The organism is Veillonella parvula, from assembly GCF_042850485.1.
GTDB lineage: Bacteria > Bacillota > Negativicutes > Veillonellales > Veillonellaceae > Veillonella > Veillonella parvula_Q.
Window position 1 is genome coordinate 1166168 of sequence record NZ_AP031417.1, and the last position, 24645, is coordinate 1190812.

A 24645-nucleotide genomic window follows, 5' to 3' on the forward strand; every position below is an offset into this window, starting at 1 on the left:
TACAGATTCTATTTTTCATTCTTATTCATATTGCCCATACGTGTTAATTTAACATCATCTAAGCCCACAGCTCTCGTATGGACTGTATGAGACCATACCTTATTATGACGGCGGAACCACCCTAAAATATTTACTGGAATCCAAGAGTAAACAAATAATGGATATAGTAAATAGTAGAACCAAATCTTTGGTGGTACCTTGATTTTCAACAATACAATTAATGGGAATAGATATTGACCAACACCTATAATTGTCCATACAGACATAGGCATAATTTGATACAAAATATTTGTATAAATTGGAGTATACGCATTGATGTAGGATAACACCAAGTATACGGTTGTCAACAATAAGAAATAAGGTTGACTCACTTGGAATATACCATCCAAAATCATAATATTCCCTGTTTTGATACCAATAGCAAATAATTTAGGAATATATCGACCCGCACAGTCAAATTGCCCCTGAGCCCATCGTAAACGCTGTCTGCAAGAAGCCATCATAGTCGTAACCTTTTCATCATATACGATAGCATCATGCCCCCAACAAGTACGGATACCATGAGTCAATAGTTTCATGGAAAATTCCATATCTTCGGTTAAGCTATTGCAATCCCAACCGTATTCGCGAATAATAGATGTACGAATACACATGCCTGTACCACCTAAGGCCGTAGATAATCCAAGACGATATTTTGCTAAATGCCACATATGGTTAACCATCCAAAAGGCGATAGAGAACGTACCGGCTACCCAAGAGTCAGTTGGATTTTTAGAGTTCAAGTAACCTTGAATTACAGACTCACCTTTTTCAAGATGATCATTCATTTCTAACATAAATTGAGGATGTACTAAATTATCGGCATCAAAAATCAGAAATGCATCATATTTCCGATCCATTTGTTCTACCCGATCAAACATCCACCCCATGGCATAACCTTTACCTATTTCTTGTTTATTTTCACGTACATGTACATTAGCGCCAGCAGCACTTGCTACTTCCGCAGTCTTATCTGTACAGTTATCGGCAACTACAAAAATATCGTACAGATCATCTGGATAATCTAGGCCACGTAAGTTTTTAACTAACTCACCAACAACAGCTTCCTCATTATGAGCGCATACAACGATGGCAAAGGAATTTTTAGGGGTATAATTTTTATGTACTCGCGATCGCCACATACCTACGACAGCGAGTATAAAATAATAAACCGTATAAATTACGATTATTACCTGCATAGGAATCAGTAATAGATCCAGTAGGTAATTCATACTATTCTCCTCCACACATCTATTTACGCACTATATTTAAAGCCCCGTTAATAAGTCCAAACATTACATAGCCAGCAAAAATCATAACGGCCCATGTATGCCAATCATACACGAGACAAGCTACAACAAATATGGCTGTGAGTACAATAGAAAGTTTATTGATATAAATCTCACTTTTACCTTTAAAATCGGGATATTTAACTTCACTAACCATAAGGAGACCTATACCAATCATACAAACTACCAACACAAATTGAGGTACCGATACGCCACACAATACGTAAGTCGCCGCTAAACATCCAGCGGCTGGAATTGGTAAACCTTCAAAATAGCCATGAACTTCGTCAGTTTTAATATTAAATCGCGCTAAACGAAATGCACCAAGCACTGCAAAAGCTAATAGTGGCACATATGCAATCCATCCTAAACCATTTAATTCTTTCATATAAAGCATATAGGCAGGCGCTACACCAAATCCCACTACATCAGACAGAGAATCAAGTTCCCGGCCCATTGGTCCTGCAACGTTTAAAGCTCTTGCTACACGACCATCTAACCCATCTGCTACTAGAGACAATAATATACATATAGCTGCGCAGAAGGTATTATTTGTAGCAGACAACGTAATACCAAGAACACCAAATGCTAAATTTGCACTAGTAAATAAATTTGGAATAATAGATTTATTCATGTCGTAACCTCCCGATAACAGTATCACCGCCTGTAATATGTTGACCTTTTTCCACGAACAACTCTACATCCTTATCCATATAGAGCTCAGTACAGGAACCGAACTTAATCATCCCGTACAACTGACCGCGTTCAAGTACACTATCTAGGTCTGTCCAAGATACGATACGTCTTGCTAAAAGGCCCGCAATTTGCGTTACTAATACGGAAGTACGATCATTTTCAATACAAATAGTATGACGTTCATTTTCAAAACCTACATCATCTTTGAATGCTGGTAGGAAACTACCCATCGTATAGTGACGGTACGTAATTTTACCATCAATAGGCGCACGATTAGCATGCACGTCAAAAACAGATAAGAAAATAGTTACTTTTTTACACTCTTTATGTAAGTAAATATCTTCGTATACATCAGAAATATCCATGATTTTACCGTCCGCTGGGGATAAAATCAAATCTGGATCTTGAGGGATTACACGTTTAGGATTTCTAAAGAAATTGACGAAAAATAATGCCAGAATAAATGAAATAATCGCAATTACATAATGTCCTAAATATCCTAACACCACAGTGATAATGAGCATAGCTCCTATCAGAGGAAACCCTTCCTTAATTATTGGTCCTGTAGGCACGATTCAACACTCCTCTATTTATTTCTAATAACGGTCCACATAAACTTTGGAATAGCCAACATACGGCCAATCCGTTGAGGTTCTAAATATAATCGATACAACCATTCAAGTCGATTTCGTTGCATCCATTCTGGGGCCCGAGGAATATTACCTGCCAAGACATCAAAGGAACCACCAATTCCAATGGCAACTACGCCATCGAGGTGACTCAACTTTTCTGCAATCCATTGTTCTTGCTTTGGCACACCTAAGGCAACAAATACCAATTTTGCCTTAGATTCAGCTATAGATTTAATGATTTCTTGTTCCTCTGCACTATCAAAGAATCCGTCATGAATTCCTGCTATATTTAATGCACCTACCTGAGCAGATACATTACCAATCGCTCGTTGAGCAACACCAGGTGCCGCCCCCAAGCAGTATACAGGAATTTGATGAGTCGCCGCAACTTTAAACAATTCCATAGTTACGTCTACACCTGTTACGCGTTCAGGCACATGTTCTCCTTGACGCTCTGCAGCCCACAAAATGCCAGCCCCATCGGGAACGACGAGACTAGCATTATTCAATATGGAGTGCAATGTAGGATTTTCATTAGCCAACATAACCATTTCTGCATTAGCCGTTGCTACTAAATGTAGCCCCGGCTGTTCAGTTAATTGTAAAATACGTTGGACTGCCTCATCCATTGTGACACAATCGATAGGCACAGATAAAACAGAAATACGTTTATTCAATGTAATACTCCATTATCAACCACTATAATTTGGTGCTTCAACGGTAATGCTTACATCATGCGGATGACTTTCTTTCAAACCAGCCGCTGTAATTTGAATGAATTGAGTGTTTTCAATCATTTCTTGGATGTTATGACATCCACAATACCCCATACTTGCACGCAAACCACCAACCATTTGGAAAATTGTATCGGCCAGCATACCTTTATATGGTACACGACCTTCTATACCTTCAGGAACTAATTTCTTAGCTTCTGTTTGGAAATATCGATCTTTACTACCGAGTTTCATAGCCCCTAGACTACCCATGCCTCGATATACTTTATAAGAACGGCCTTGATAAATCACTGTTTCTCCAGGGCTTTCATCAGTACCCGCTAAAATATTACCCATCATAACTACATTAGCACCAGCCGCAATAGCTTTAGCAATATCTCCAGAATATTTAATCCCCCCATCAGCAATGATAGGAACTCCATAGCGACGCCCCACTTGAGCAGACTCATAGACTGCTGTGATTTGAGGTACCCCAATGCCAGCAATGACACGAGTTGTACAAATAGAACCAGGTCCTATACCAACCTTAACTGCATCAGCTCCGGCTTCGATAAGAGCCTCAGTGCCTGCTGCAGTTGCCACATTACCTGCAATTACAGGAATGTGAGGATACGCTTGTTTAATGTCCTTCAACGTACGAAGAACACCTGCAGAATGCCCATGGGCAGTATCAACAATAATTACGTCAGCTTTAGCAGATACAAGCGCATCAAGTCTATCATACAAATCTTGAGAAACACCTACTGCAGCACCAACTAATAATCGGCCACTACCATCCTTTGCTGCATTTGGATATTTAGTCGCTTTTTCAATATCTTTAATCGTAATTAAGCCTTTTAAGTTACCGTCGCCATCTACAAGAGGTAATTTTTCAATACGATGTTCGCTTAAGATAGCTTTCGCCGCTTCAAGAGATGTACCTTCCGGTGCAGTAACTAGGGAATCTTTTGTCATACATTCCCCAATTTGTCGGCTTAAATCAGTTTCAAAACGCATATCGCGATTTGTAATGATCCCTACTAGTTTACCATGTTCTGTGATAGGTACACCAGAAATTTTATATTTTTCCATAAGTTCTGCTGCATCGGATAGTAAATTTTGAGGGCTTAAGAAAATAGGATCAACGATAACACCGTGTTCAGAGCGTTTTACCTTGTCAACTTCATGAGCTTGCTCTTCAATAGACATATTTTTGTGGATAACGCCAAGACCTCCTTCACGAGCCATTGCAATCGCCATCCGTGATTCAGTAACCGTATCCATCCCAGAACTAATCATAGGAATATTTAATGTAATATCACGAGTTAATTGAGTTTTTAACTCTACTTGATTAGGCAGTATATCCGAAGCTGCTGGTATTAATAATACATCATCAAAAGTTAGTCCACGCATACCGAATTTATCGTCTCTCATATTTCTTTCCTTTCCGTATAATAAAACAAAACTACGACCCGCCTAGTCCCTATGGACTAGGCGGTCAGTCGTAGCCTTAGCATTCAGACCGCAAAATGCCGCCTTCCATATAATCGTCTTTTTTCATATCTACGAAGATAACTTTTACTGCATCAGCAGGAACATTTACGATATCAACCGCAGCCTTTGTAATTGCTTCACCTAATTGTTTCTTTTGTTCTTTTGTACGCCCTTCGACGAGCTCTACATGAATAATTGGCATATTAACCTCCATAGATGAAAAAATGAAATAAATTGTTTGTTCTATTATACGGTATGAAGGACATATAAACAAGGAAAAAAACCAGATAAAATCTAATATTATCGATGCTTATATACTTATTAATCCTACCTCTTAATTATACAATATTCTTAGAAATTTTTCACCAAATCTTTTTTCTAATTCTTCTTTCATGATAGATTCTAATTTTTCTATTCCGAATTGATTTGCAAAATCTAGCACATCCTTGCGAGCCTTTACTAAAATCTCAATATCTTTGATGATATTAGCAACGCGCAAATCAGGTAGTCCTGATTGAGCTAATCCAAACAATTGACCAGATCCACGAATCAATAAATCTTGCTCTGCAAGCTCAAATCCATCCTGGATTTGTTCCATCAACTTTAAACGCTCTTGACTTACATCATTTTTAGAATCACTAACAAGAATGCAATAGGACTGATGAGCGCCACGACCTACACGGCCCCGCAGCTGATGTAGCTGAGACAGGCCAAATCGTTCTGCCCCTTCAACGCACATAATGGTCGCATTTGGCACATTAACACCCACTTCTATAACTGTTGTGGAAACAAGTAATAAAATTTCACCCCTATGGAAGGCATTCATCACTTCATCTTTTTCACTCGGCTTCATACGACCGTGAACGAGGCCCACTTCATAGGCCTTATAAAAGTACTCTTTTAATTCTAGATACAATTCCTCAGCAGCTTGCAAGTCTAATTTTTCGGATTCTTCTACAAGAGGGCACACCACGTAGACCTGACGCCCTTCCGCCATTTCCTTACCAAAGAAAGTGCGTAATCTCTCTTTATAAGAACTATCTACAGCATATGTTTTAACAGGTTTTCGCCCTGGTGGCATTTCTTTAATTAAAGATACTGCTAAATCTCCATATACGGATAATGTCATGGTACGAGGGATTGGTGTAGCCGTCATGATAAGTACATGAGGATATGTTCCCTTCTGTTGCAATCTCGCCCGTTGATCTACACCAAAGCGATGTTGCTCATCAATGATAACAAGGCCTAAATTATGGAAATTAACCCCCTCTTGGATAAGAGCATGCGTTCCAATAATCATTTGGATTCTGCCATCTGCTAAGCCCTCATAGATGCATTCTTTCTCTTTTTTCGTAGAGGATCCCGTTAATAATTCTATGGTAATACCTAAATTAGCACATACAGTTCGTATCCCTTCGTAATGTTGAGCCGCTAGAATCTCCGTAGGGGCCATCAATGCCCCCTGATACCCATTTTCAATGGCTTTTAATAAACTCAAGGTAGCCACAATAGTTTTACCAGAGCCTACATCTCCTTGCAACAAACGTTGCATAGGTCGTTCATCTTCCATATCAATACGAATATCCTCTAACGCTCGTTGTTGATCACCTGTTAAAGAAAACGGTAAATTCTCTATACACTGAGCCATTAGTTCCCCATTTGGTCCCATTTTAGACCCTCTATGGCATTGTTCTTTATTTCGCAACAAAGCTAAACCAGCTTGCATGACGAACAACTCTTCATAGGCCAATTGATAACGAGCCTCTTCATATCGCTCTGAAGACTCTGGGAAATGCATCATTTTAAATGCATCATAACGAGTCATATATTGATGTACTTCACGAACTTCAGCAGGCAAAATCTCTGGCAATTCATGATTAGCTGCAAACCAATTACGTACCGATGAGCGCACCACAAATTGAGATACCCCATCTGCAAGAGCATAAATGGGAACGATACCCCGATCAGGTTCTCCACCGTCTCCCAAATTTTCTATTTGGGGTGTATTCATTTGCATAGACCCATATTGGAATTCTGCTTTACCATACGCATATAGATGCTGCCCTTTTTTATAAAAGTTTTTCTTATACCCTTGGTTAAATAGCACAATCTTTAAAGGACCTGTACCATCTACAATGACTACTTCTAAAATAGACAATCGGGGACGAGGGCGTTTTTCTTGTACAGCAATAACATTCCCAACCACGCCACCAGTCATGCCAGATTTTAAATCACCAATTCTATAAATCGTACGGCGGTCTTCATAGGTTCTTGGGAAATACGTTAACAAGGATGTTATATTGATAATTCCCAACTTATGTAATTGTTTCTCTCGACCAGGACCTATCCCCTTTATGGTCGTCAACCGTTCATCCATAGAAACTCCTTTAAATATACGATAAACACATGAAATATATCCAATTTCTGTATATCCTTGTGTAAAAGCCCACTCATATCATAGAATACGATATATAGTATACCTTATATTGTAGTATATTTCATAAAAAGAGCAATATGTACGATAAAAACACTTGCTTTACGCTACTCTTTATGATAATATACTTTTGTTATGTTATAGATTAAGCTTGGAGGTGGAAACTATGGCAAACCTTTGCGAAGTATGTGGCAAATCCACATCTAGCGGTATGAACGTGAGTCACTCTCACATTCGCACAAGAAAAACTTGGAAACCGAACATTCAAAGAGTACGGGTGGTTGTAGACGGTGCTACTAAAAAAGTAAACGTATGCACTCGCTGCCTTCGTTCTAATAAAATTACACGCGCGTAAAATAAAAAGTACATGTACTCTTTGGGGTTCTAGAGCCCCAAAAAAAGCAGTTAGTTCATTTGAACTAACTGCTTTTTTTGTTATCTATGTACCTATTACTAAAAGTTACAAGGTAATATTTGGAATGTAATACTGTTTAAATAGCTTAATAGCATATTGATCTGTTAAGCCTGCTACATAATCCACCACATCACGGGTAGAATAAAACTCTCTTGTACTTTCACAGCCCTCCATATCGTCAGGATGTTCCATAAAGTGAGTAAATAAGTTTTTCACCACATGAGATGCCTTATTTCGATCTGGAATTAAAGCCGGCGCCAAATAAACATTTTTAAACATAAATTGACGGAATAGATTCATGGTCATCTCTATATCTGTAGACATAGAAATAACAGGTTTATCTAAAGACTCTCGCACCATATCTTCAACCATGGCTGTAATCATACTAGATGGAGTCATTCCAAAATGCTCGCGCACTTCAAAGGGCAATTCCTCAGCGGTCAACATTCCTGCCCGTTGAGCATCATCAAAATCATGACACAAATAGGCAATACGATCTACAATACGAATAATTTGTCCTTCTAAGGTAACAGGAATTGTAGCGCCCGTATGGCCTAAAATACCATCCCGCACAGCAGTCGTTAGATTGAGACCTTGTTGGTCACCATGCTTTTCAAGAACCTCTACCATGCGCAAACTTTGTTCATTATGATTAAAATGACCTACCATATCACGCAACGCATATTCTCCAACATGACCAAATGGCGTATGACCCACATCATGCCCCATGGCAATAGCTTCCACTAAATCTTCATTGAGTCGCAATGCACGAGCCACTGTACGCCCAATTTGACCAACCTCGAGAGTATGAGTCATACGCGTACGATAATGATCACCTGGCGCAATATAAACTTGTGTTTTATGTTTTAACCGTCTAAAACATTTACTATGAATAATGCGATCCCGATCTCGTTGGAATGCAGTTCTAAGAGGATCAGGAGCTTCCTCTAAATCACGGATGGCATCACGGCTTTTTGCAGCATAAGGAGAGAGGAGTAATGCCTCCCTCTCCTCTATTTGTTCCCGTATATTCATTTACCCTCCGATGCACGGTTTTTATCAATCAATTGCATAACTAGAGATGCTGTTTCTTCGATAGATTTATTAGAAACATCTAGCACTTGGCAATGTAAGCGACGCATAATAGCTTTTGCATATTCTAATTCAGATTGAATACGCTCAATAGAAGCATAATTTGCTTCATCTTCAAGACCGATAGCACGCAAACGTTCACTACGAATATTATTTAATTTGAATGGGTCAATGATAAGGCCCACGATTTTTTTTGCTGGAATTTTAAATAATTCCTCTGGTAATGGTACCTCAGGTACTAATGGCAAATTGGCAGCTTTAATCTTTTTATACGCCAAGAACATAGACAATGGTGTCTTACTTGTTCTAGATACACCAATAATAACTACATCGGCCTTTTCAAAGCCAGATGGATTTTTACCATCGTCATATTTTACGGCAAATTCAATGGCTTCTACCTTTTTGAAGTATTCTTGGTCAAGCTTATGAACCATACCTGCTGTCATACGAGGCTTTGTGGATGCAACAGTACCTACAGCATCGAGAACTGGGCCCATAATATCTACAGCAGGAATATTGTATTCCGCCACTTTTTCATGAAGATATTTACGTAAAGTCTCAGATACGATGGTATGACAAATAACATGATTACCACGTTTTGCATCTGCTATAACTTCATCAATTTGGCTTTCACTATCAATATAAGGGATACGAACAATTTCAATTTGTTCCTTATCATATTGACTCGCCGTAGCTCTTGCTACAGCCTCTGCGGTCTCCCCAAGGGAGTCCGATATTGCATAAATAATTTTTTCTGCCATTCTATCAACCTCAATGTATGCTACATTCTAAAAATACTTTTGTCACCGTTGTTTTAGATACGCGGCCCACAACCTTTAGGCGCTTCTTATTCTCCACATCCTCGCGAACGACAACAGGTAAACAATCCACCTCATATTCTATCATCTTCTGTGCAGCCTCTACTAATGTATCGGTAGGCTCCACAGTTATTACCTTACTAACAGGGGTCATAATCATAGATATAGGCATGGTATGTGAATCTGTTTGCCCCATAGAGGCACGCAACAAGTCCTTACGAGATACTACACCTACTAAATAGGAATCATCACACACTAGAATAGTCCCTACATCTTCAGTAAATATAGTAACAATCGTGTCATACAAACTTGTATCCCCATTGACTACGACGGCTTGAGATAATACATCACTTACCAGAAATGATTTTAATCGCTCTGCTGTTTGTGTTTCCTTTGAAAGCCCCACATAGTAATAACCTACATTAGGACGTGCATCTAAAACACCTAGCATAGTTAAAACAGATAAATCTGAACGCAATGCAGATCGTGTAACCTCTAAATGTTCAGCAATAGCACTACCTGTAACAGGTCCTTCTTCACGAACGATTTGAGCAATTTGTTCTTGTCGTTTCGACAGTTTCACACGGTAACCCCCTTTCATCTCTGTTTGTATTATATCCTAAGTTACCATTCAGAAAAAGAGGAGACCAACGGGCCTCCTCTTTCAATACCACTATATGATTACCAAGTTAAGTCATCAGTTTCTTGACGACCACGACCAGTCATAGCATCAAGCATGATTCGTTGTTCGATTTGAGCCACCATTTTCTTAGTGTTCACAACCGCATCTGGATTAACAGAAATGGAGTCGATACCACTCTTCACGAGGAATTCGCAAAGTTCAGGATACACACTTGGCGCTTGGCCACAGATGGATACAGTTTTACCATCTTTGTGAGCTACTTCGATGAGATGGCGAATTGCTCTACGAACTGCTAGATTCCGTTCATCATAGATATGTTGAACTGTTTCATTATCACGGTCACAGCCAAGAACGAGCATAGTCAAATCGTTAGAACCGATGGAATAACCATCTACATATTTATTGAATTGATCAGCTAAGATAATATTTGCTGGAATTTCAGCCATAAGCCAGATTTTGAAATCTTTACCGCGTACAAGGCCTTCTTGAGCCATTAAGTTAGTAACAAGTTCAGCTTCCTCTACAGTACGGCAGAATGGAATCATAACTTGTAAGTTTTTGAAACCAAACTCGTTACGTACTTTTTTGATTGCTTCTAATTCTAATTTGAAAGCAGGTGTATATTTAGGATCGTAGTAACGAGAAGCACCACGCCAGCCAAGTAATGCACTGGATTCATGTGGTTCGTATTTGTCACCACCTTTAAGATCACGGTATTCGCTAGATTTGAAGTCGCTCAAACGAACTACAACTTGGCGAGGAGCTAATGCTTGGCAAACTTTACGCATACCTTCTGCCAATGTATTTACAGCAAAATCACTGCGACCTGTTTCGATAAGGTGCAATGGATGTTCATGGATGAAAGTAGTCCAAATGAACTCTTCACGCATGAGGCCGATACCATCACAAGGCAATACACCATGTTTTTCAGCCAAATCAGGATCGCCTAAATTCATGTAAATCTTAGTACCTGTTACAGGAACAGATTCAGCAACAACATTTGCAGTAGCTTGTGCTTCTGGCTTTTTAACGATATCTTCTAATACGCCATCATATACGATACCATTTGTAGCGTCTACAGTAATCATTTGACCATCTTTAATGGATGTAGTCGCTTCATGGCTACGGCTCTTAGTACCTACGATACATGGAATACCAAGCTCACGACTAACGATGGACGCATGGCAAGTCATACCGCCGGCATCAGTAACGATGGCTTTCGCTTTTTTCATTGCTGGCACCCAGTCAGGAGCTGTCATAGCTGTAACAAGAATTTCGCCTTCTTTGAACTCATCAATATCCTCAGGATTGATGATAACATGAGCTTTACCAGCTGCATTACCAGGGGATGCTGGCAAACCTTTTACGATAATATCGCGATTACCTGCATCTAATGTGCTAGATTTTTCAGATACTTCTGGTTTTTCTTTGCGGGACCAAACTGTTTCTGGACGAGCTTGTAAAATCCAAATTCTACCGTCTCGTTCATCTACGCCCCATTCCATATCCATGTAGCAACCATAATGTTTTTCGATTGCTTTTGCATATTCAGCAAGCTCTAGAACTTGAGCATCTGTAATCACTTGTTGTTTAGCTTCATCTGCTGGAACAACTTCTTCAACGCAATCGCCGTCAGCTTTACGAACTAAACGGATATTTTTGTCATTAATCATGCGGTCTGTAATTTCCATTTTAGCTTTATCTACACGGAAATTATCTGGTGTAACGGTACCTTGTACAACGTATTCACCAAGACCCCAAGAGCCTTCAATAAGAATATTGTTGTCATTGCCTGTTACAAGGTCAACAGTGAACATTACGCCAGCCGCTTTAGAGAATACCATCATTTGAACAGCTGCACTCAATGCTACTGTCATATGATCGAAACCCTGTTTTACACGGTAATATGTTGCACGGTCTGTGAAAGTAGATGCATAGCATTCTTTTACTTTTTGAATAATAACATCAGCACCACGTACATTTAAATATGTATCTTGTTGTCCTGCAAAGCTTGCATCTGGCAAGTCTTCTGCTGTTGCACTAGAACGAACTGCTACGAATGGATTTTCTTCGTTTACTTTTTTACCAAGTTCTTCATAAGCATGACGAATAGCATCTGCCAATTCTTTAGGCATTTCTTCTTCGCAAATCATGCGGCGAATTTTAGCACATACTTCACGCAATAATGCAGAATTTTCTACATCATCTAATGCATCAAGTTCAGCGCGGATTTTATCTTCCAAACCTGTTGCTTTCATAAACTCACGATAACCATGAGCAGTTGTAGCAAAGCCGTAAGGTACAGGTACATTAGTGGAGGATGTCAATTCCCCTAAGGAAGAAGACTTACCACCAACTAAATTAACATCTTCACGTCGTAATTCATCAAACCAAAGTACGTATGCTGTTTCGCGATTCATGTGAGAACCTCCTAGATTAATTAGTGCAACACATTAAACCTTTTACACATAAATAGTATACCTTAATTTACAATCTGTCAATTTATATGAGGATTATTATGCAAATCTATCTCCCTATATATATCTAAAAAGTTCTTCAGTACTCGCCCAGTTAGCCCCCATATGGTGTATTGTTTATAAGGATAGAAATAAACGGAGTAGTTTTGTCTGATTTTCCAGTCAATGTTGTAGCCTTCTAATAAATGGAACGGAAAGTCTCTTAACGGTTTCGTCCCAATGTCTAGATGACCTACCGTTGGCTCCATGTCTAATAGATATTGTAATGGAACTGTGAATACCTCTCCTACTTCGTCTGGATTTGGTTTCAAATCGCTTGTATGCAGGCGCACGGCTACGGCATATAGCTTGACACCTATCGCAGATACTAAGCAGTCTAAATTGCCCAGAAGTTCAATTTGATCTAAATCGATACCCAGTTCCTCAGAGCATTCACGCATGGCAGCATGGGCACCACTTTTATCATTAGGCTCACAATGTCCACCAGGAAAACTGATTTCACCTGGTTGACGGCGTAGCTTATTACTGCGCACAGTAAATACTACATGATCTTCCCCATCGATTTCTAATAATGGTACAGCTACTGCCGCAGTTATAACATCAATATCGGTAAGAACAGTATGTTCTCGTTGTTCTAAAAAGTTGCTTAGTTCTTTGTCCATATATAGTCCTCTTACTTTATAGATACTATACGATATCTCTATAAATCTTTTATGTGTCAAATTTGTATTTTATATTTGTATCTGTATTTAAATTTGAATTTATATTTTACTTTCATTATACATGAACTTGTAAGTCATTTTTTGCTTTACAAACAACAGATTTAGTAGATAAATAATCTTATAGACCAAATAGACATAAAAAAACTGTGATGAGGTTTCTATCTCATCACAGTTTTATATTAGTTAAATTTAATTTTTACAAATTTACGTTTACCAACTTGAACGATCATGCCGTCTTCAAGGGTAAGGTTTTCTTCTGTATATTTTTCACCATTTACTTTGAAAGCACCGGCTTTAATAGAGCGACGTGCTTCGCCATTAGAGGCAGTTAAACCAGCATCTGTACAGAATTGCGGTACAAAGATTGGTTCTGTTGGCGCATCCATAGCGTATTCAGGAATATCTGTAGGCAACGCGCGTTGTTGGAATACGCGTTTGAATTCTTCTTCTGCTTCGAGAGCAGCTTCTTCACCATGGTACAAACGAACGATGGTACGAGCTAATTGCATTTTAGCATCACGTGGATGTAATTCACCACTTTCAAGACGTTTTTCCATATCTTCTTGCTCTTCGATTGGCATATCTGTAACGAGCATGAAATAGCGCATCATCAATTCGTCTGGAATGGACATTGCTTTACCATACATTTCTTTAGGTTCTTCATCGATACCGATGTAGTTACCTAAAGATTTACTCATTTTTTGAACACCATCAAGGCCTTCAAGCAATGGCATTGTAATAACAACTTGTGGTTCTTGACCTTCTAATTCTTGTAAATGACGACCCATTAACAAGTTGAACGTTTGGTCTGTACCACCAAATTCAACATCAGCATGTAATGCTACAGAATCTTGACCTTGCATCAATGGATACATAAATTCATGAACACCGATTGCACGACCTTCTTTGAAACGTTTATTGAAATCATCGCGTTCCATCATACGCGCTACAGTGTAAGAACTTGCTAAGCGAAGCACATCAGCAAAGTTCATAGACTCTAACCATTCACTATTGTCACGAGCGATAGTTTTTTCAGGATCCAACACTTTGAAGATTTGTGTTTTATAGGTTTCAGCATTTTTCAATACTTCTTCTTTTGTAAGTGGTGGACGAGTTACGCTTTTACCAGTAGGATCACCAATACGTGCAGTAAAACCACCGATAACGATTACGACTTGATGACCAAATTCTTGGAACAAACGTAATTTACGAAGTGGTACAGTATGACCCAAATGAATATCTGGCGCTGTTGGGTCCAAACCTAATTTTACAACTAAAGGTTTATTTTCCTTAATGGATTTTTCTATTTTCTTTACAAGATCTTGTTCATTAATTAAATCTGCTACGCCGTGTTTAATTTGGCGCACTTGTTCTTGAGCACTAACCATGATAATCCTCCTCGAAATACTATTGTTTTAGTATACCATTATCTAAAAACTTTCACAATTATATATATAGTATTGGTTTTAAGCCATATATGATATAATATTTATAACTGCGTAATAGAATTTACGTTATATTTACTAACAAAAGAAAAAAAGAGGTGACTCTATGAGTAATAACTCAAATGCGAGAAGCAGCCGCCGTTCTAACGGTAGCGGCTCTACACCGAAGAAAACAAGTCCGAAGCGTCTATTTTGGATTTGTACCCTTCTCCTTATACTCATCGTAGCCGGAGGTGGCTGTGGTTTCATCAGTGCTACACTGTCTAACCTACCAGATGTATCCAATGTACGTCCTTCCGCATCGTCTCAAATTTACGATGTCCATGGTAATCTCATCACAACGGTTCATTCCACAGAGAACAGATTACCTGTACCTTTAAAAGTTGTACCAAAGGATTTACAAAATGCCTTTGTTGCTACTGAGGACTCTCGCTTCTATTCCCATCACGGTATCGACCCTGTTGGTATCTTGCGTGCTGTATGGGTTAACATTGTTCATAGTGGCGTATCTGAAGGTGGTTCTACAATCACTCAACAGTTAGCGCGTAATGCATTCTTATCTCAAGACAGAACATTTAAACGTAAAATTTCTGAAGCATTGCTAGCACTTAAAATTGAACAACATTACACTAAGGATGAAATCCTTGAAATGTACATGAACCAAATTTACTTTGGCCAAGGTGCATACGGTGTACAATCTGCAGCTCATGTATACTTTGGTAAGGATGCTAGCCAATTAACGCTAGCTCAAGCAGCACTCATTGCAGGCTTACCACAAAGTCCTAACTACTACTCTCCATTCAATGATTTGGAAGCTAGTAAAAAACGTCAAGCTGTTGTATTAGGCCAAATGGTTAAATACGGTTACATTACACAAGAGCAAGCTGATGAAGCACGTCAAGCAGATTTAGGCTTAGTGGCAAAACAAGAACAAACGCATGAAAAATCTAATGCATCTTACTTCATTAACTATGTTATTGCACAAGTTTCTGAAAAATATGGCGACGATGCAATCTATAAAGATGGTTTAAAAATCTATACAACTCTTGATATGGATGCACAAAATGCAGCTGTAGCAGCAATGCAAAACTTGCCTAATTACTACACTGATAGCAATGGTTTACATCAACCACAAGGTGCTATCGTAGCTATGAACCCTCATAATGGTTACATTATGGCTATGGTTGGTGGTCGCGGTGATGATGCCTTTAACCGTGCATCACAAGCGGAACGTCAACCAGGCTCTGCTATGAAACCATTTGTTTACTTAGCTGCTATTCAATCTGGTAAAACTCCAGGTTCCATTGTTGATGACAGTCCTGTTGATTTTAATGGATGGCGTCCTCAAAACTATGAACGAAACTATGAAGGCAATATTACTTACCGTTATGCATTACAACATTCTCGTAACGTACCAGCTGTAAAAATTGCTGATGAAGTAGGCATGTCTAAGATTATCGACTTAGCTAAGAAAATGGGTATTACTACCTTAACCGATGAAGATAACAACTTATCAACAGCACTCGGTGGTTTAACTCATGGTGTTTCCCCATTAGAAATGGCAGAAGCTTATGGCGTACTCGCTAATGGCGGCGTTAAGGTTCAACCTACAGCAATCATAAAAATCGTGGATCGCAACGGACAAGTGGTGGAAGAAAATTCCATCCAAGAAAAGCGCGTCGTTGAAGAAAAAGATGCTGCTATCATCACTGATATGTTAGAATCTGTTATTAATGGTGGTACTGGTGGCAATGCTGCTATCGGTAGACCTGCAGCTGGTAAAACAGGTACAACAGATGATGAAAAAGATGCTTGGTTCGTTGGATATACACCTGATTTAGTTGCTGCGGTTTGGATAGGCGATGACTACGGATCTGAAACATTAGGTATTACCGGTAGTTCAACGCCGGCAGTAATGTGGAGACAATTTATGTCGGCCGCATTAGCTAATACCCCTGCTTCTGACTTTAATGTACCTGCTAGTGCTCAAGCGGCTGTCTCTGAAGGTTATTATAATCCTGTAAAAGCACAGCCTAAAAAAGATGATAAAAAAGACGAGAAAGCAGATAAAAAAGACGATAAAGACAAGTCAAAAGATGAAGCTGTAAAAGATGACAGTGGCTCAAAAGATGATGCAACTGAAACAAAATCTAATTCATCGAAAAGTAAAAAGTCTAGTAAAAAAGATCGTTAATCTCATACGCTAAAGGAGTGGAACATGTGTTCCGCTCCTTTCTTTTACGGAAAAAAGGTAGTAAGTTCAAAGAACTTACTACCTTTTCTATTTCTATATATGTTTATGGCTATACCCCATAACCAATTCGATATACGATAATAATTTACTGTATTATAAATAACTATATCACTATTGAGTAGCTTTATTTCAGAACTACATTGGTAGCTCCTGCTCCACCTTCGTCATAGCCTGCTGTTTCAAAGTGTGCTACATGAGGTAAGGTACGCAAATATTGATGCACACCTTCTCGTAATGCGCCAGTCCCCTTACCATGAATAATGCGCACTTGATTAACACCACCAAGTAAAGCTTGGTCAATAAATCTACCAACAGAAACTGTCGCTTCATCTACCGTTTGTCCAAGAATATTGATTTCAGTACGAATCTCTTTTTGACGTTGTACGGCAGAGCCACCCATACGTTTTCTAGTCTTAGGCATAGCTGCTTTTTGTTCACGTTCTAGTTTATTGCCCTCTTCACGAGTTGTAGATTGCAATTCATTAACTTTAACTGTAGCAGTTAAGCCATTAATATCTACATTTACACGATTACCATTGATAGCTAATACGGTACCTAATGAACGTAAAGATGTAACATATACTGCTTGGCCTACCTTAATAGCATCTGCCGTCAAGGACTTACGATCATCATCTACTGGGGCTTCTGGTACATGTACATTAGAAATGCCCTTACGTGCAGCATTAATAGCAGATTGACGCTTATCCTTATTTGTTTCGGAGAATTGCGATTTCAATTGCTTGATAATCGCTTCCCCTTCGACGCGTAAGCTACGTTTCATAGATTCTGCATCAGCTTGAGCTTTGGCTAAGATTTGTTTACGTTTTTCGTTAAACTGTTTCTTTTCCTTCTCTAACTGGCCACGCATACGACGTGTTTCATCAAGCTCTTTTTTTAAGGCTCTTTCACGTTCAGATGCCTTACGAAGTTGTTCATTCAAATCTGAAAGAACTTCTTCCATTTCATGGTTACCAAATTGAGACTTATATTCTGCCGCACGAGTTACGATATCTTTTGGCAAGCCTAGACGGGCCGCAATGCTCAATGCATGGCTACTACCAGCTACACCGATATGAAGTCGATATGTTGGTTTTAAGGTGCGCTCATCAAACTCTACATGGCCATTTTCAATACCTTCCGTATGGTATGCATAATTTTTAAGCTCATTATAATGAGTACTTACCATCATAAGGGCACCCTTTTTACGGAAGAACTCCAGGATAGATACAGCAAGTGCACTACCTTCCTCTGGATCTGTACCAGATCCAAGCTCATCCAGCAATACCAAGTCATTTGGGCCACAATGTTTAATGATGGAAATAACTTGTGTCATATGAGCAGAGAACGTACTAAGGCTGGCTTCAATACTTTGTTCATCCCCAATGTCGGCAAAGATATTATGGAATATAGGCAACATTGATCCGTGATCTGCCGGGATAAATAGACCACATTGGTTCATTAAGCTCAATAACCCTAATGTTTTAAGGGATACTGTTTTACCACCTGTATTAGAACCAGTAATCAATAGAATGCGATATGATGTGCCTAATACAATATTTGTAGGCACCACCACATTTGGTGGAATTAATGGATGACGAGCTCTCATGAGATTAACTGTTCTATCAGTACTCAAGATAGCTGGTACACCCTTATAGGAAATAGCAAGGCTCGCCTTACCATATACAAATTCGATATGGGATACCTTTTCACAAGCATCCATCAAATCATTACTATGCTGTTTAACAAGGGCAGATAATTCACGGTAAATGCGCAATACCTCTTGCTCTTCACCAATCAAAGCCTCTTGTAATTCATTATTTAGATTCACCAAGCGCATCGGTTCAATATAGAGTGTTTGACCCGTTGCAGAACGGTCGTGAATAAGACCATCAAAATATTGGCGATATTCCTGTTTTACAGGGATTACATAGCGATTGTTACGCTGTGTAATGATTGTTTCTTGGAAATACTTCTGATTATCCTTATCGTGTAAGATAGCTTGAATATCATTTTTGATCTTTTCACGAGTTTTAATAATCGTATTTCTTAGGCTCGCCAACTTAGGAGATGCTGTATCAAGTAATTCCCCTTTTTCATCAAAGACGCGTTTAAATCGATTTTCAATGCGATCTGTATTTGGCATATCCTGTACCCATAAGGATAGCAAAGGATATTCCATATATTTCGTTCTAAAGAACTTTGTCATTCGCTTATAAGCACCAATGGTTAAATAAATATCCCACAATGCTTCACGCGTAAGGACAAAGTCTTTACGACTCTTCTTACAGGACTCACGAATATCTCGCGTACCGCCTAACGGTTGTTCTACCTCAGTTTGTAAAGAACGCATGGCTTCTGCTGTTTCATCAAGGTTCTCTTGAATAGCTTTAGCATCTGTCATTGGTTCAATATGCATAGCTAATTCTTTAGCAATGGTAGAACTACAATGTTGTTGTAATTGTTCTTTTATATGGTGAAAGTCTAATACATCTTCGTTAAACAATGTACTACCTCTTTTATAAAATACCTCTAAAATAGTGGCCCCTTGTAATAGGCGTATCATCCTTGCCTACACTTTTAGGAGGAGCCTCTTTTGTTCCATTTTGAATGGATACATAATCTGCTACGATAGTACGTAATCTCTTTGGATCCATATGACGTCCATCGATGCGCAAAATATGTAGCCCTTTTCGATGTAACTCTGGCACATAGGCACGCATGTCCATTTCATGACTATTCATGATGTGCATACGGCAATACGGATCCGTACGAAGTGGGAACACTTCCCCTTTACGGTCCTTCAATGCATAGTCCTCGCTTACACATGGCATAGGACAGTTTTCCTTTTTACCAGTGCCCACAAAGCTTGCGATGGCACAGTATTCGGAAATCATCATTTCCGTGTAACCATGTACCATTATTTCTAATGGCAAATTAGTAGATTTTTGCAAGTTAACAAGTTGTGCCAAGGTTAACTCTAATGATGGTGCTATACTACTCATATTAAAGTCTTGCCATACTTGTAGTGCAGAGCCATTAAATATATTAAGACCTGTATCGGCTTCAATAGCACCTGTATACCCTAAGTCACGAAGCCACAATAACGCTTGAGGGACGTGAATAGAAATGCTATCTGGTTTCGCCTCAACTATGGCCTTGAGGGTATTCATATACGCCTTTACTTCATCATCTTTCACAACCCGAGGGGTAGCAAATACACAAAGTACTTTATGGTCTTTGCAAAGCTTAGCTACCTGCTCGTAGATGCTAAGTTCATAAGGCTTACGTTGTAAACGGTCACCACCGAAGATAATCTTCTTAGCGCCCCCTTCAATAGCAGCTTTTACAGAATCTAATTCATCAACGCGAGCACTCACCATAGGCTCAGAATATTGAACCTTACCCTTAGCAACCATAGATGACATATCTTGAGGTTCTGCAGCCAGCTCAGCCCAAGCCATTTCATGGTCTGTAATCAATAAGTTTTCTAGTGCTTCTACAGCATCTCGACGCAATGCATTTAACACACTAGCTGGCCACATATAAGGTCCATCAGGAATAGACATAGAGCCAAGCGTAAACAATGTATTGCCTAATCTACCTACTTGGTCAGTAACCTTCTCTAATGTAGTCGGTTTATTGTTAGCATAAACCGGTTCAAACTCATTAGATACAGTCACAGTACGCCCATCATTCAATACAAAGGTAAGGTCTGTGCAAGGTTGTTCTCGGTCTGTATTAATAGATAGATAACCATGTACCTCTAATTTAGCACTAAAATCTTGTAAGCCTCGTTGCTTTTGAGATTTTGGCGTAGATGCTAAAAATACTTGTCCCGCTGCAAACCCTTCATCAGGTTTGCCTACAAAATGCTTTTCATCCATTAAGGACCAATTTTGATCAATTTGATAATACGTAATACTACCAGAATCTTGCATTACCTTTAAAAGTGATCCTTTTTCAATCGGTTCTGTTAGGAATAAATGAACTTGTCCCTTTTTGACCTCTGCTTTACCAATTAATTTGCCTTGATTATTTGGAGCTACAACAGTCATCATAGATTTCCCTACATGGTCTGTTAAATAATCTGTAGAGAAGCCACGATTAAACCCAGATGCCAATGCATCGGCATCAGCAGCATCCATATGAGCTGTATCTAAAATATGACGATAGGTCCCAATGACTTGACGCACATAGGAAACCTTTTTCATACGCCCTTCTACCTTAAAGGACGTAACACCGGCAGCTACGAGCTCATTCATATGCTCACTATAGTTAAGATCCTTTGGACTTAGTAAATAGGCTTCGTGTTTAGGTAGCAAACTAGTACCAGAAGAATCCAATAGTTCATAAGGCAAACGGCAAGGTTGTGCGCAGGCACCACGGTTACCACTGCGACCACCGATAAAGGAACTCATCAAGCATTGACCAGAATAGCACACACATAAGGCACCATGTATAAAGACTTCGATTTCAGCTGTACAGTTTTTACAAATATGTTCAATTTCAGGAAGACTCAATTCACGAGCTAACACAACGCGAGTGAAGCCGAGGCTTTCATAAAAACGAACAGCATCTAATGTAGCAGCCGTCATCTGCGTACTGCCATGCAAGTGAAGTTTAGGAGCCACTCGTTGTGCCAATTTAGCAACTGCTAAATCTTGAACGATAATAGCATCCACACCGATGCGCTCTAAGTCCTTTAAATACGCCTCGAGATCCTTTAATTCGGAATCACCTATGAGGATATTTACGGTTACATATACGGACACATCTAAAATATGAGCCAAACGAATAGCCTCAGCCAGTTCTTCAATGCCAAAGTTCGCTGCATGAGCACGAGCATTAAAGCCTTTACCGCCAAGATAAATAGCATCAGCACCAGATTCTAAAGCGGCTATAAAGTTTTCCATCGTACCGGCAGGAGCCAATAATTCCATGGATAATCCTTTCTACCTAACTAAAGGTATAACTATAGTACTAAAAGGGTTTACCATACGGCAAACCCTTTCAATATACTGCTTGAGATTAACGTAATCTGCAGTTAATTTCTGCTAATGCATCGATAATAGCTTGAATATTACCCTCAATATCCTCATCATTCAACGTACCTTCCATAGAGCGGAATTGTAAGTTGTACGCAAGACTGCGGTAACCAGCTTCGATATGTTCACCTTCGTAAACGTCGAAGATAGATGCACTTTCTAAATATTCTCCACCATGTTCTTTAATGATAGATAAAATTTCGCCACTAGATACGGACACAGGTGCTACAATGGCAAGGTCACGGCTAGTACCTGGGAACTTACTGAAAGAGGTATAGCGGAATGCTGGAATCGTTAAGGATAATACTGCTTCCAAATCGATTTCAAACATATATACTTTTCCTGGTAAATCAAAGTTTTTGCTCACTTGTGGATGTAATTCACCATATTGAGCAATCATTTTACCATCAACTACGTATTGAGCACTTACACCTGGGTGGAAGTAAGGTTCAGTGCCACGATTGATTTCGTAGCCTGTAACGCCTAGTTCAGCTAACAACGCATCTACGATGCCTTTTACATCATAAAAATCTGTAGTACGTTCTGCTTGATTCCATCCAGCTTGGTTTGCCTTACCCATCAAGATACCACAAGCCATAGGGCGTTCATGAGGCACTTCTGTTAAAGGCAATGCTTTTGGTTCATATACATTTGCTGTTTCAAACAACCAAAGATCCTTATTTTGTTGCGCAATATTGCGTTTCGCAGCTTCGATAACAGCTGGCACCAATGTAGTACGCATATAAGGGAATTCTTCGGAAATAGGATTCAAAATTGGAATGGCTGTATAACGGCTATCCCCTTCAGGAAGCATCATATTGGAAAGGCCATCTTTATGCATAAAGCTAAATGTAATGATTTGAGTCATACCCAATTTAGCTAACGTATGTGTTACCTCTTTCGTAAGAGCTTTCTTAGGCGTCATACCACCAGAGGACAATACGGCTACAGGAATTGTAGGAGCGATATTATCATAGTTATAAATACGAGCTACCTCTTCAGCGATATCAGGCATTACTGTTACGTCACCGCGCCATGTTGGAACGAGGGCAGATAATTGGTCCCCTTCTTCAGTTACAACGAATTCAAGAGCAGTCAAAATGCGAACCATTTCGTCTTTTTCAATGTTTGTACCCAAGTAATCGTTGATTTGTTTTGCTGTGAAAGTAACTGTATGTTGCTCTACAGGGTTCTTGTACACATCGATAATGCCTACATCAACTTTACAGGATGGGCAAATTTGTTGCAATAACTGTGCTGCTCGGTCGATAGCATAGGCAGTGTATTTATGGTTTACGCCACGTTCAAAACGTCCAGATGCTTCAGAACGCATACCAAGCGCTTTTGCAGTGCGGCGAATGGATGGTCCATTAAACACAGCAGCTTCAAGCATAACAGTAGTCGTTTCATTTGTTACTTCGCTATCAAAGCCACCCATGATACCAGCTACACCTACTGGGCGTTCTGCATCGGCAATAATAAGCATAGAGTCATTCAATTCACGTTCAGAACCATCAAGTGTAACAAGAACTTCACCATTTTTGGCACGTCTTGCCACTAGTTGATGACCTTTTACATGGTCATAGTCATAGGCATGCATAGGTTGACCAAGTTCTAACATAACATAGTTTGTTACGTCTACTACATTATTAATAGGACGAATGCCGCTGTTACGCAAACGATTTTGCATCCACAATGGGGATGGTTCAACCTTTACATCTGTAACGATACGAGACATGAATCGCGTGCAAAGATCATCCGCTTCGATAGATACAGAGGCTTTACCTTCAATGGACTCACCATTTTCGTTAACCATGATAACAGGGAATAAAGCTTTTTGATTTGTCATCATGCCGAATTCACGGGATAAACCAACCATGGAGAAACAGTCCGCACGGTTTGCAGTCAATTCAAATTCATACACTGTGTCGTTTAAGCCTAATACATCTTTTACATCAAGGCCGATTGGTGTGCCTTCAGGAAAGATATAAATACCTTGTGCTTCTTCTGGCAATACTAAATCGCTGGAGATACCAAATTCTGCAACAGAACAGAACATACCTTCAGATACTTCGCCGCGCAATTTACCTTTTTTAATTTCTGTTCCATCAGCTAAGCGAGATTTATGGTACGCTACAGGTACGATTTGGCCTACCGCTACATTTGTGGCTGCTGTTACGATTTGTTTAGTAACAGGCTCACCGTCTTCAGTAAGGCATTCAACTTGACATACTTGTAATTTATCTGCATCTGGATGTTTCGTGATTTCTACGATTTTACCAGTATAAATTTTCTTAATGCCATTATCCATAGCAATGACATCTTCTACAGGAATCCCTGCTTGTGTTAATTCATCGGCCAATTCTTGAGCAGGACGATTCATATCCACAGGCACGTATTCGTTCATCCACTGTAAACTTGCTTTCATGAGTTCCTC

The 24645-nt window shown here is 39.4% G+C and carries 18 protein-coding genes; 2 read left to right on the top strand and 16 right to left on the bottom strand.

Translation table 11 applies throughout. The features are described 5' to 3' along the window. Positions 1-8: 8 nt before the first annotated feature. The 7 genes from ACGHIY_RS05210 to recG all read right to left on the bottom strand — a co-directional run bounded on the left by ACGHIY_RS05210 (position 9) and on the right by recG (position 7240). A complete protein-coding gene (locus ACGHIY_RS05210; protein ID WP_004697272.1) occupies positions 9-1271 on the bottom strand; it encodes a glycosyltransferase family 2 protein in 1263 nt (420 codons plus the stop codon). A 19-nt stretch (positions 1272-1290) separates the two neighbouring features. Beyond that, positions 1291-1962, bottom strand: a complete 672-nt coding sequence (gene pssA, locus ACGHIY_RS05215; protein ID WP_038125386.1) for a CDP-diacylglycerol--serine O-phosphatidyltransferase — start codon at positions 1960-1962, stop codon at positions 1291-1293. Beyond that, entirely contained in the window at positions 1955-2596 is a 642-nt protein-coding gene (locus tag ACGHIY_RS05220; protein WP_004696080.1) for a phosphatidylserine decarboxylase family protein, read from the bottom strand. The genes pssA and ACGHIY_RS05220 overlap by 8 nt, the downstream gene beginning before the upstream one ends. 14 nt (positions 2597-2610) lie before the next feature. Next, positions 2611-3333, bottom strand: a complete 723-nt coding sequence (locus tag ACGHIY_RS05225) for a WecB/TagA/CpsF family glycosyltransferase (protein WP_008714075.1) — start codon at positions 3331-3333, stop codon at positions 2611-2613. Between the two features lie 15 nt (positions 3334-3348). Further along, complete coding sequence (guaB, locus tag ACGHIY_RS05230) at positions 3349-4803, bottom strand: IMP dehydrogenase (RefSeq protein WP_004696085.1); 1455 nt, start codon at positions 4801-4803, stop codon at positions 3349-3351. Positions 4804-4879: 76 nt separating this feature from the next. Further along, positions 4880-5065 (bottom strand): 4-oxalocrotonate tautomerase, encoded by a 186-nt coding sequence (locus ACGHIY_RS05235; protein ID WP_390525331.1) that lies wholly within the window; start codon positions 5063-5065, stop codon positions 4880-4882. Positions 5066-5197: 132 nt separating this feature from the next. Then, positions 5198-7240, bottom strand: a complete 2043-nt coding sequence (recG, locus tag ACGHIY_RS05240; RefSeq protein ID WP_390525332.1) for an ATP-dependent DNA helicase RecG — start codon at positions 7238-7240, stop codon at positions 5198-5200. Between the two features lie 223 nt (positions 7241-7463). On the opposite strand from recG, the gene rpmB reads away from it, so the two are divergent. After that, positions 7464-7652, top strand: a complete 189-nt coding sequence (rpmB, locus tag ACGHIY_RS05245) for a 50S ribosomal protein L28 (protein ID WP_390525333.1) — start codon at positions 7464-7466, stop codon at positions 7650-7652. 105 nt (positions 7653-7757) lie between these two features. Here the strand turns inward: rpmB and ACGHIY_RS05250 are convergent, their stop codons facing one another. From ACGHIY_RS05250 to tyrS, 6 genes are all read right to left on the bottom strand, one after another. After that, positions 7758-8747 (bottom strand): deoxyguanosinetriphosphate triphosphohydrolase, encoded by a 990-nt coding sequence (locus ACGHIY_RS05250; protein WP_390525334.1) that lies wholly within the window; start codon positions 8745-8747, stop codon positions 7758-7760. After that, positions 8744-9565: a pyruvate, water dikinase regulatory protein gene (locus tag ACGHIY_RS05255; protein WP_005386331.1), complete on the bottom strand. Its 822-nt coding sequence runs from the start codon at positions 9563-9565 to the stop codon at positions 8744-8746. Before ACGHIY_RS05255 ends, ACGHIY_RS05250 begins: the two co-directional genes overlap by 4 nt. A 10-nt stretch (positions 9566-9575) precedes the next feature. Continuing rightward, positions 9576-10205, bottom strand: coding sequence for a helix-turn-helix transcriptional regulator (locus ACGHIY_RS05260; RefSeq protein WP_257846458.1), 630 nt, complete (start codon positions 10203-10205; stop codon positions 9576-9578). Between the two features lie 98 nt (positions 10206-10303). Then, positions 10304-12685, bottom strand: coding sequence for a phosphoenolpyruvate synthase (gene ppsA, locus ACGHIY_RS05265; RefSeq protein ID WP_005386329.1), 2382 nt, complete (start codon positions 12683-12685; stop codon positions 10304-10306). Positions 12686-12762: 77 nt separating this feature from the next. Continuing rightward, a complete protein-coding gene (locus tag ACGHIY_RS05270) occupies positions 12763-13404 on the bottom strand; it encodes a CoA pyrophosphatase (RefSeq protein WP_005386328.1) in 642 nt (213 codons plus the stop codon). Between the two features lie 239 nt (positions 13405-13643). Next, entirely contained in the window at positions 13644-14852 is a 1209-nt protein-coding gene (tyrS, locus tag ACGHIY_RS05275) for a tyrosine--tRNA ligase (protein ID WP_390525335.1), read from the bottom strand. 163 nt (positions 14853-15015) lie between these two features. Between tyrS and ACGHIY_RS05280 the strand changes: the two genes are divergently transcribed. Continuing rightward, positions 15016-17103, top strand: coding sequence for a transglycosylase domain-containing protein (locus tag ACGHIY_RS05280; RefSeq protein WP_390525336.1), 2088 nt, complete (start codon positions 15016-15018; stop codon positions 17101-17103). A gap of 184 nt (positions 17104-17287) precedes the next feature. Here ACGHIY_RS05280 and ACGHIY_RS05285 read toward each other — a convergent pair whose 3' ends face one another. The 3 genes from ACGHIY_RS05285 to pheT form a co-directional block, all read right to left on the bottom strand. Next, positions 17288-19726: an endonuclease MutS2 gene (locus tag ACGHIY_RS05285; protein WP_390525337.1), complete on the bottom strand. Its 2439-nt coding sequence runs from the start codon at positions 19724-19726 to the stop codon at positions 17288-17290. Further along, entirely contained in the window at positions 19680-22103 is a 2424-nt protein-coding gene (locus ACGHIY_RS05290; RefSeq protein ID WP_390525338.1) for a DUF3656 domain-containing protein, read from the bottom strand. The genes ACGHIY_RS05285 and ACGHIY_RS05290 overlap by 47 nt, the downstream gene beginning before the upstream one ends. A gap of 88 nt (positions 22104-22191) precedes the next feature. After that, positions 22192-24636, bottom strand: a complete 2445-nt coding sequence (gene pheT, locus ACGHIY_RS05295) for a phenylalanine--tRNA ligase subunit beta (RefSeq protein WP_390525339.1) — start codon at positions 24634-24636, stop codon at positions 22192-22194. Positions 24637-24645: the final 9 nt, after the last annotated feature.

What these genes read in the sequence shown, in the direction of transcription:
- rpmB (WP_390525333.1), top strand. Translation starts at nt 7,464, where the DNA reads ATGGCAAACCTTTGCGAAGTATGTGGCAAATCCACATCTAGCGGTATG.
- pssA (WP_038125386.1), bottom strand. Translation starts at nt 1,962, where the DNA reads ATGAATAAATCTATTATTCCAAATTTATTTACTAGTGCAAATTTAGCA.
- ACGHIY_RS05235 (WP_390525331.1), bottom strand. Translation starts at nt 5,065, where the DNA reads ATGCCAATTATTCATGTAGAGCTCGTCGAAGGGCGTACAAAAGAACAA.
- guaB (WP_004696085.1), bottom strand. Translation starts at nt 4,803, where the DNA reads ATGAGAGACGATAAATTCGGTATGCGTGGACTAACTTTTGATGATGTA.
- ACGHIY_RS05250 (WP_390525334.1), bottom strand. Translation starts at nt 8,747, where the DNA reads ATGAATATACGGGAACAAATAGAGGAGAGGGAGGCATTACTCCTCTCT.
- ACGHIY_RS05285 (WP_390525337.1), bottom strand. Translation starts at nt 19,726, where the DNA reads ATGATACGCCTATTACAAGGGGCCACTATTTTAGAGGTATTTTATAAA.
- ACGHIY_RS05210 (WP_004697272.1), bottom strand. Translation starts at nt 1,271, where the DNA reads ATGAATTACCTACTGGATCTATTACTGATTCCTATGCAGGTAATAATC.
- ACGHIY_RS05255 (WP_005386331.1), bottom strand. Translation starts at nt 9,565, where the DNA reads ATGGCAGAAAAAATTATTTATGCAATATCGGACTCCCTTGGGGAGACC.
- ACGHIY_RS05280 (WP_390525336.1), top strand. Translation starts at nt 15,016, where the DNA reads ATGAGTAATAACTCAAATGCGAGAAGCAGCCGCCGTTCTAACGGTAGC.
- ACGHIY_RS05270 (WP_005386328.1), bottom strand. Translation starts at nt 13,404, where the DNA reads ATGGACAAAGAACTAAGCAACTTTTTAGAACAACGAGAACATACTGTT.
- pheT (WP_390525339.1), bottom strand. Translation starts at nt 24,636, where the DNA reads ATGAAAGCAAGTTTACAGTGGATGAACGAATACGTGCCTGTGGATATG.
- recG (WP_390525332.1), bottom strand. Translation starts at nt 7,240, where the DNA reads ATGGATGAACGGTTGACGACCATAAAGGGGATAGGTCCTGGTCGAGAG.
- tyrS (WP_390525335.1), bottom strand. Translation starts at nt 14,852, where the DNA reads ATGGTTAGTGCTCAAGAACAAGTGCGCCAAATTAAACACGGCGTAGCA.
- ppsA (WP_005386329.1), bottom strand. Translation starts at nt 12,685, where the DNA reads ATGAATCGCGAAACAGCATACGTACTTTGGTTTGATGAATTACGACGT.
- ACGHIY_RS05290 (WP_390525338.1), bottom strand. Translation starts at nt 22,103, where the DNA reads ATGGAATTATTGGCTCCTGCCGGTACGATGGAAAACTTTATAGCCGCT.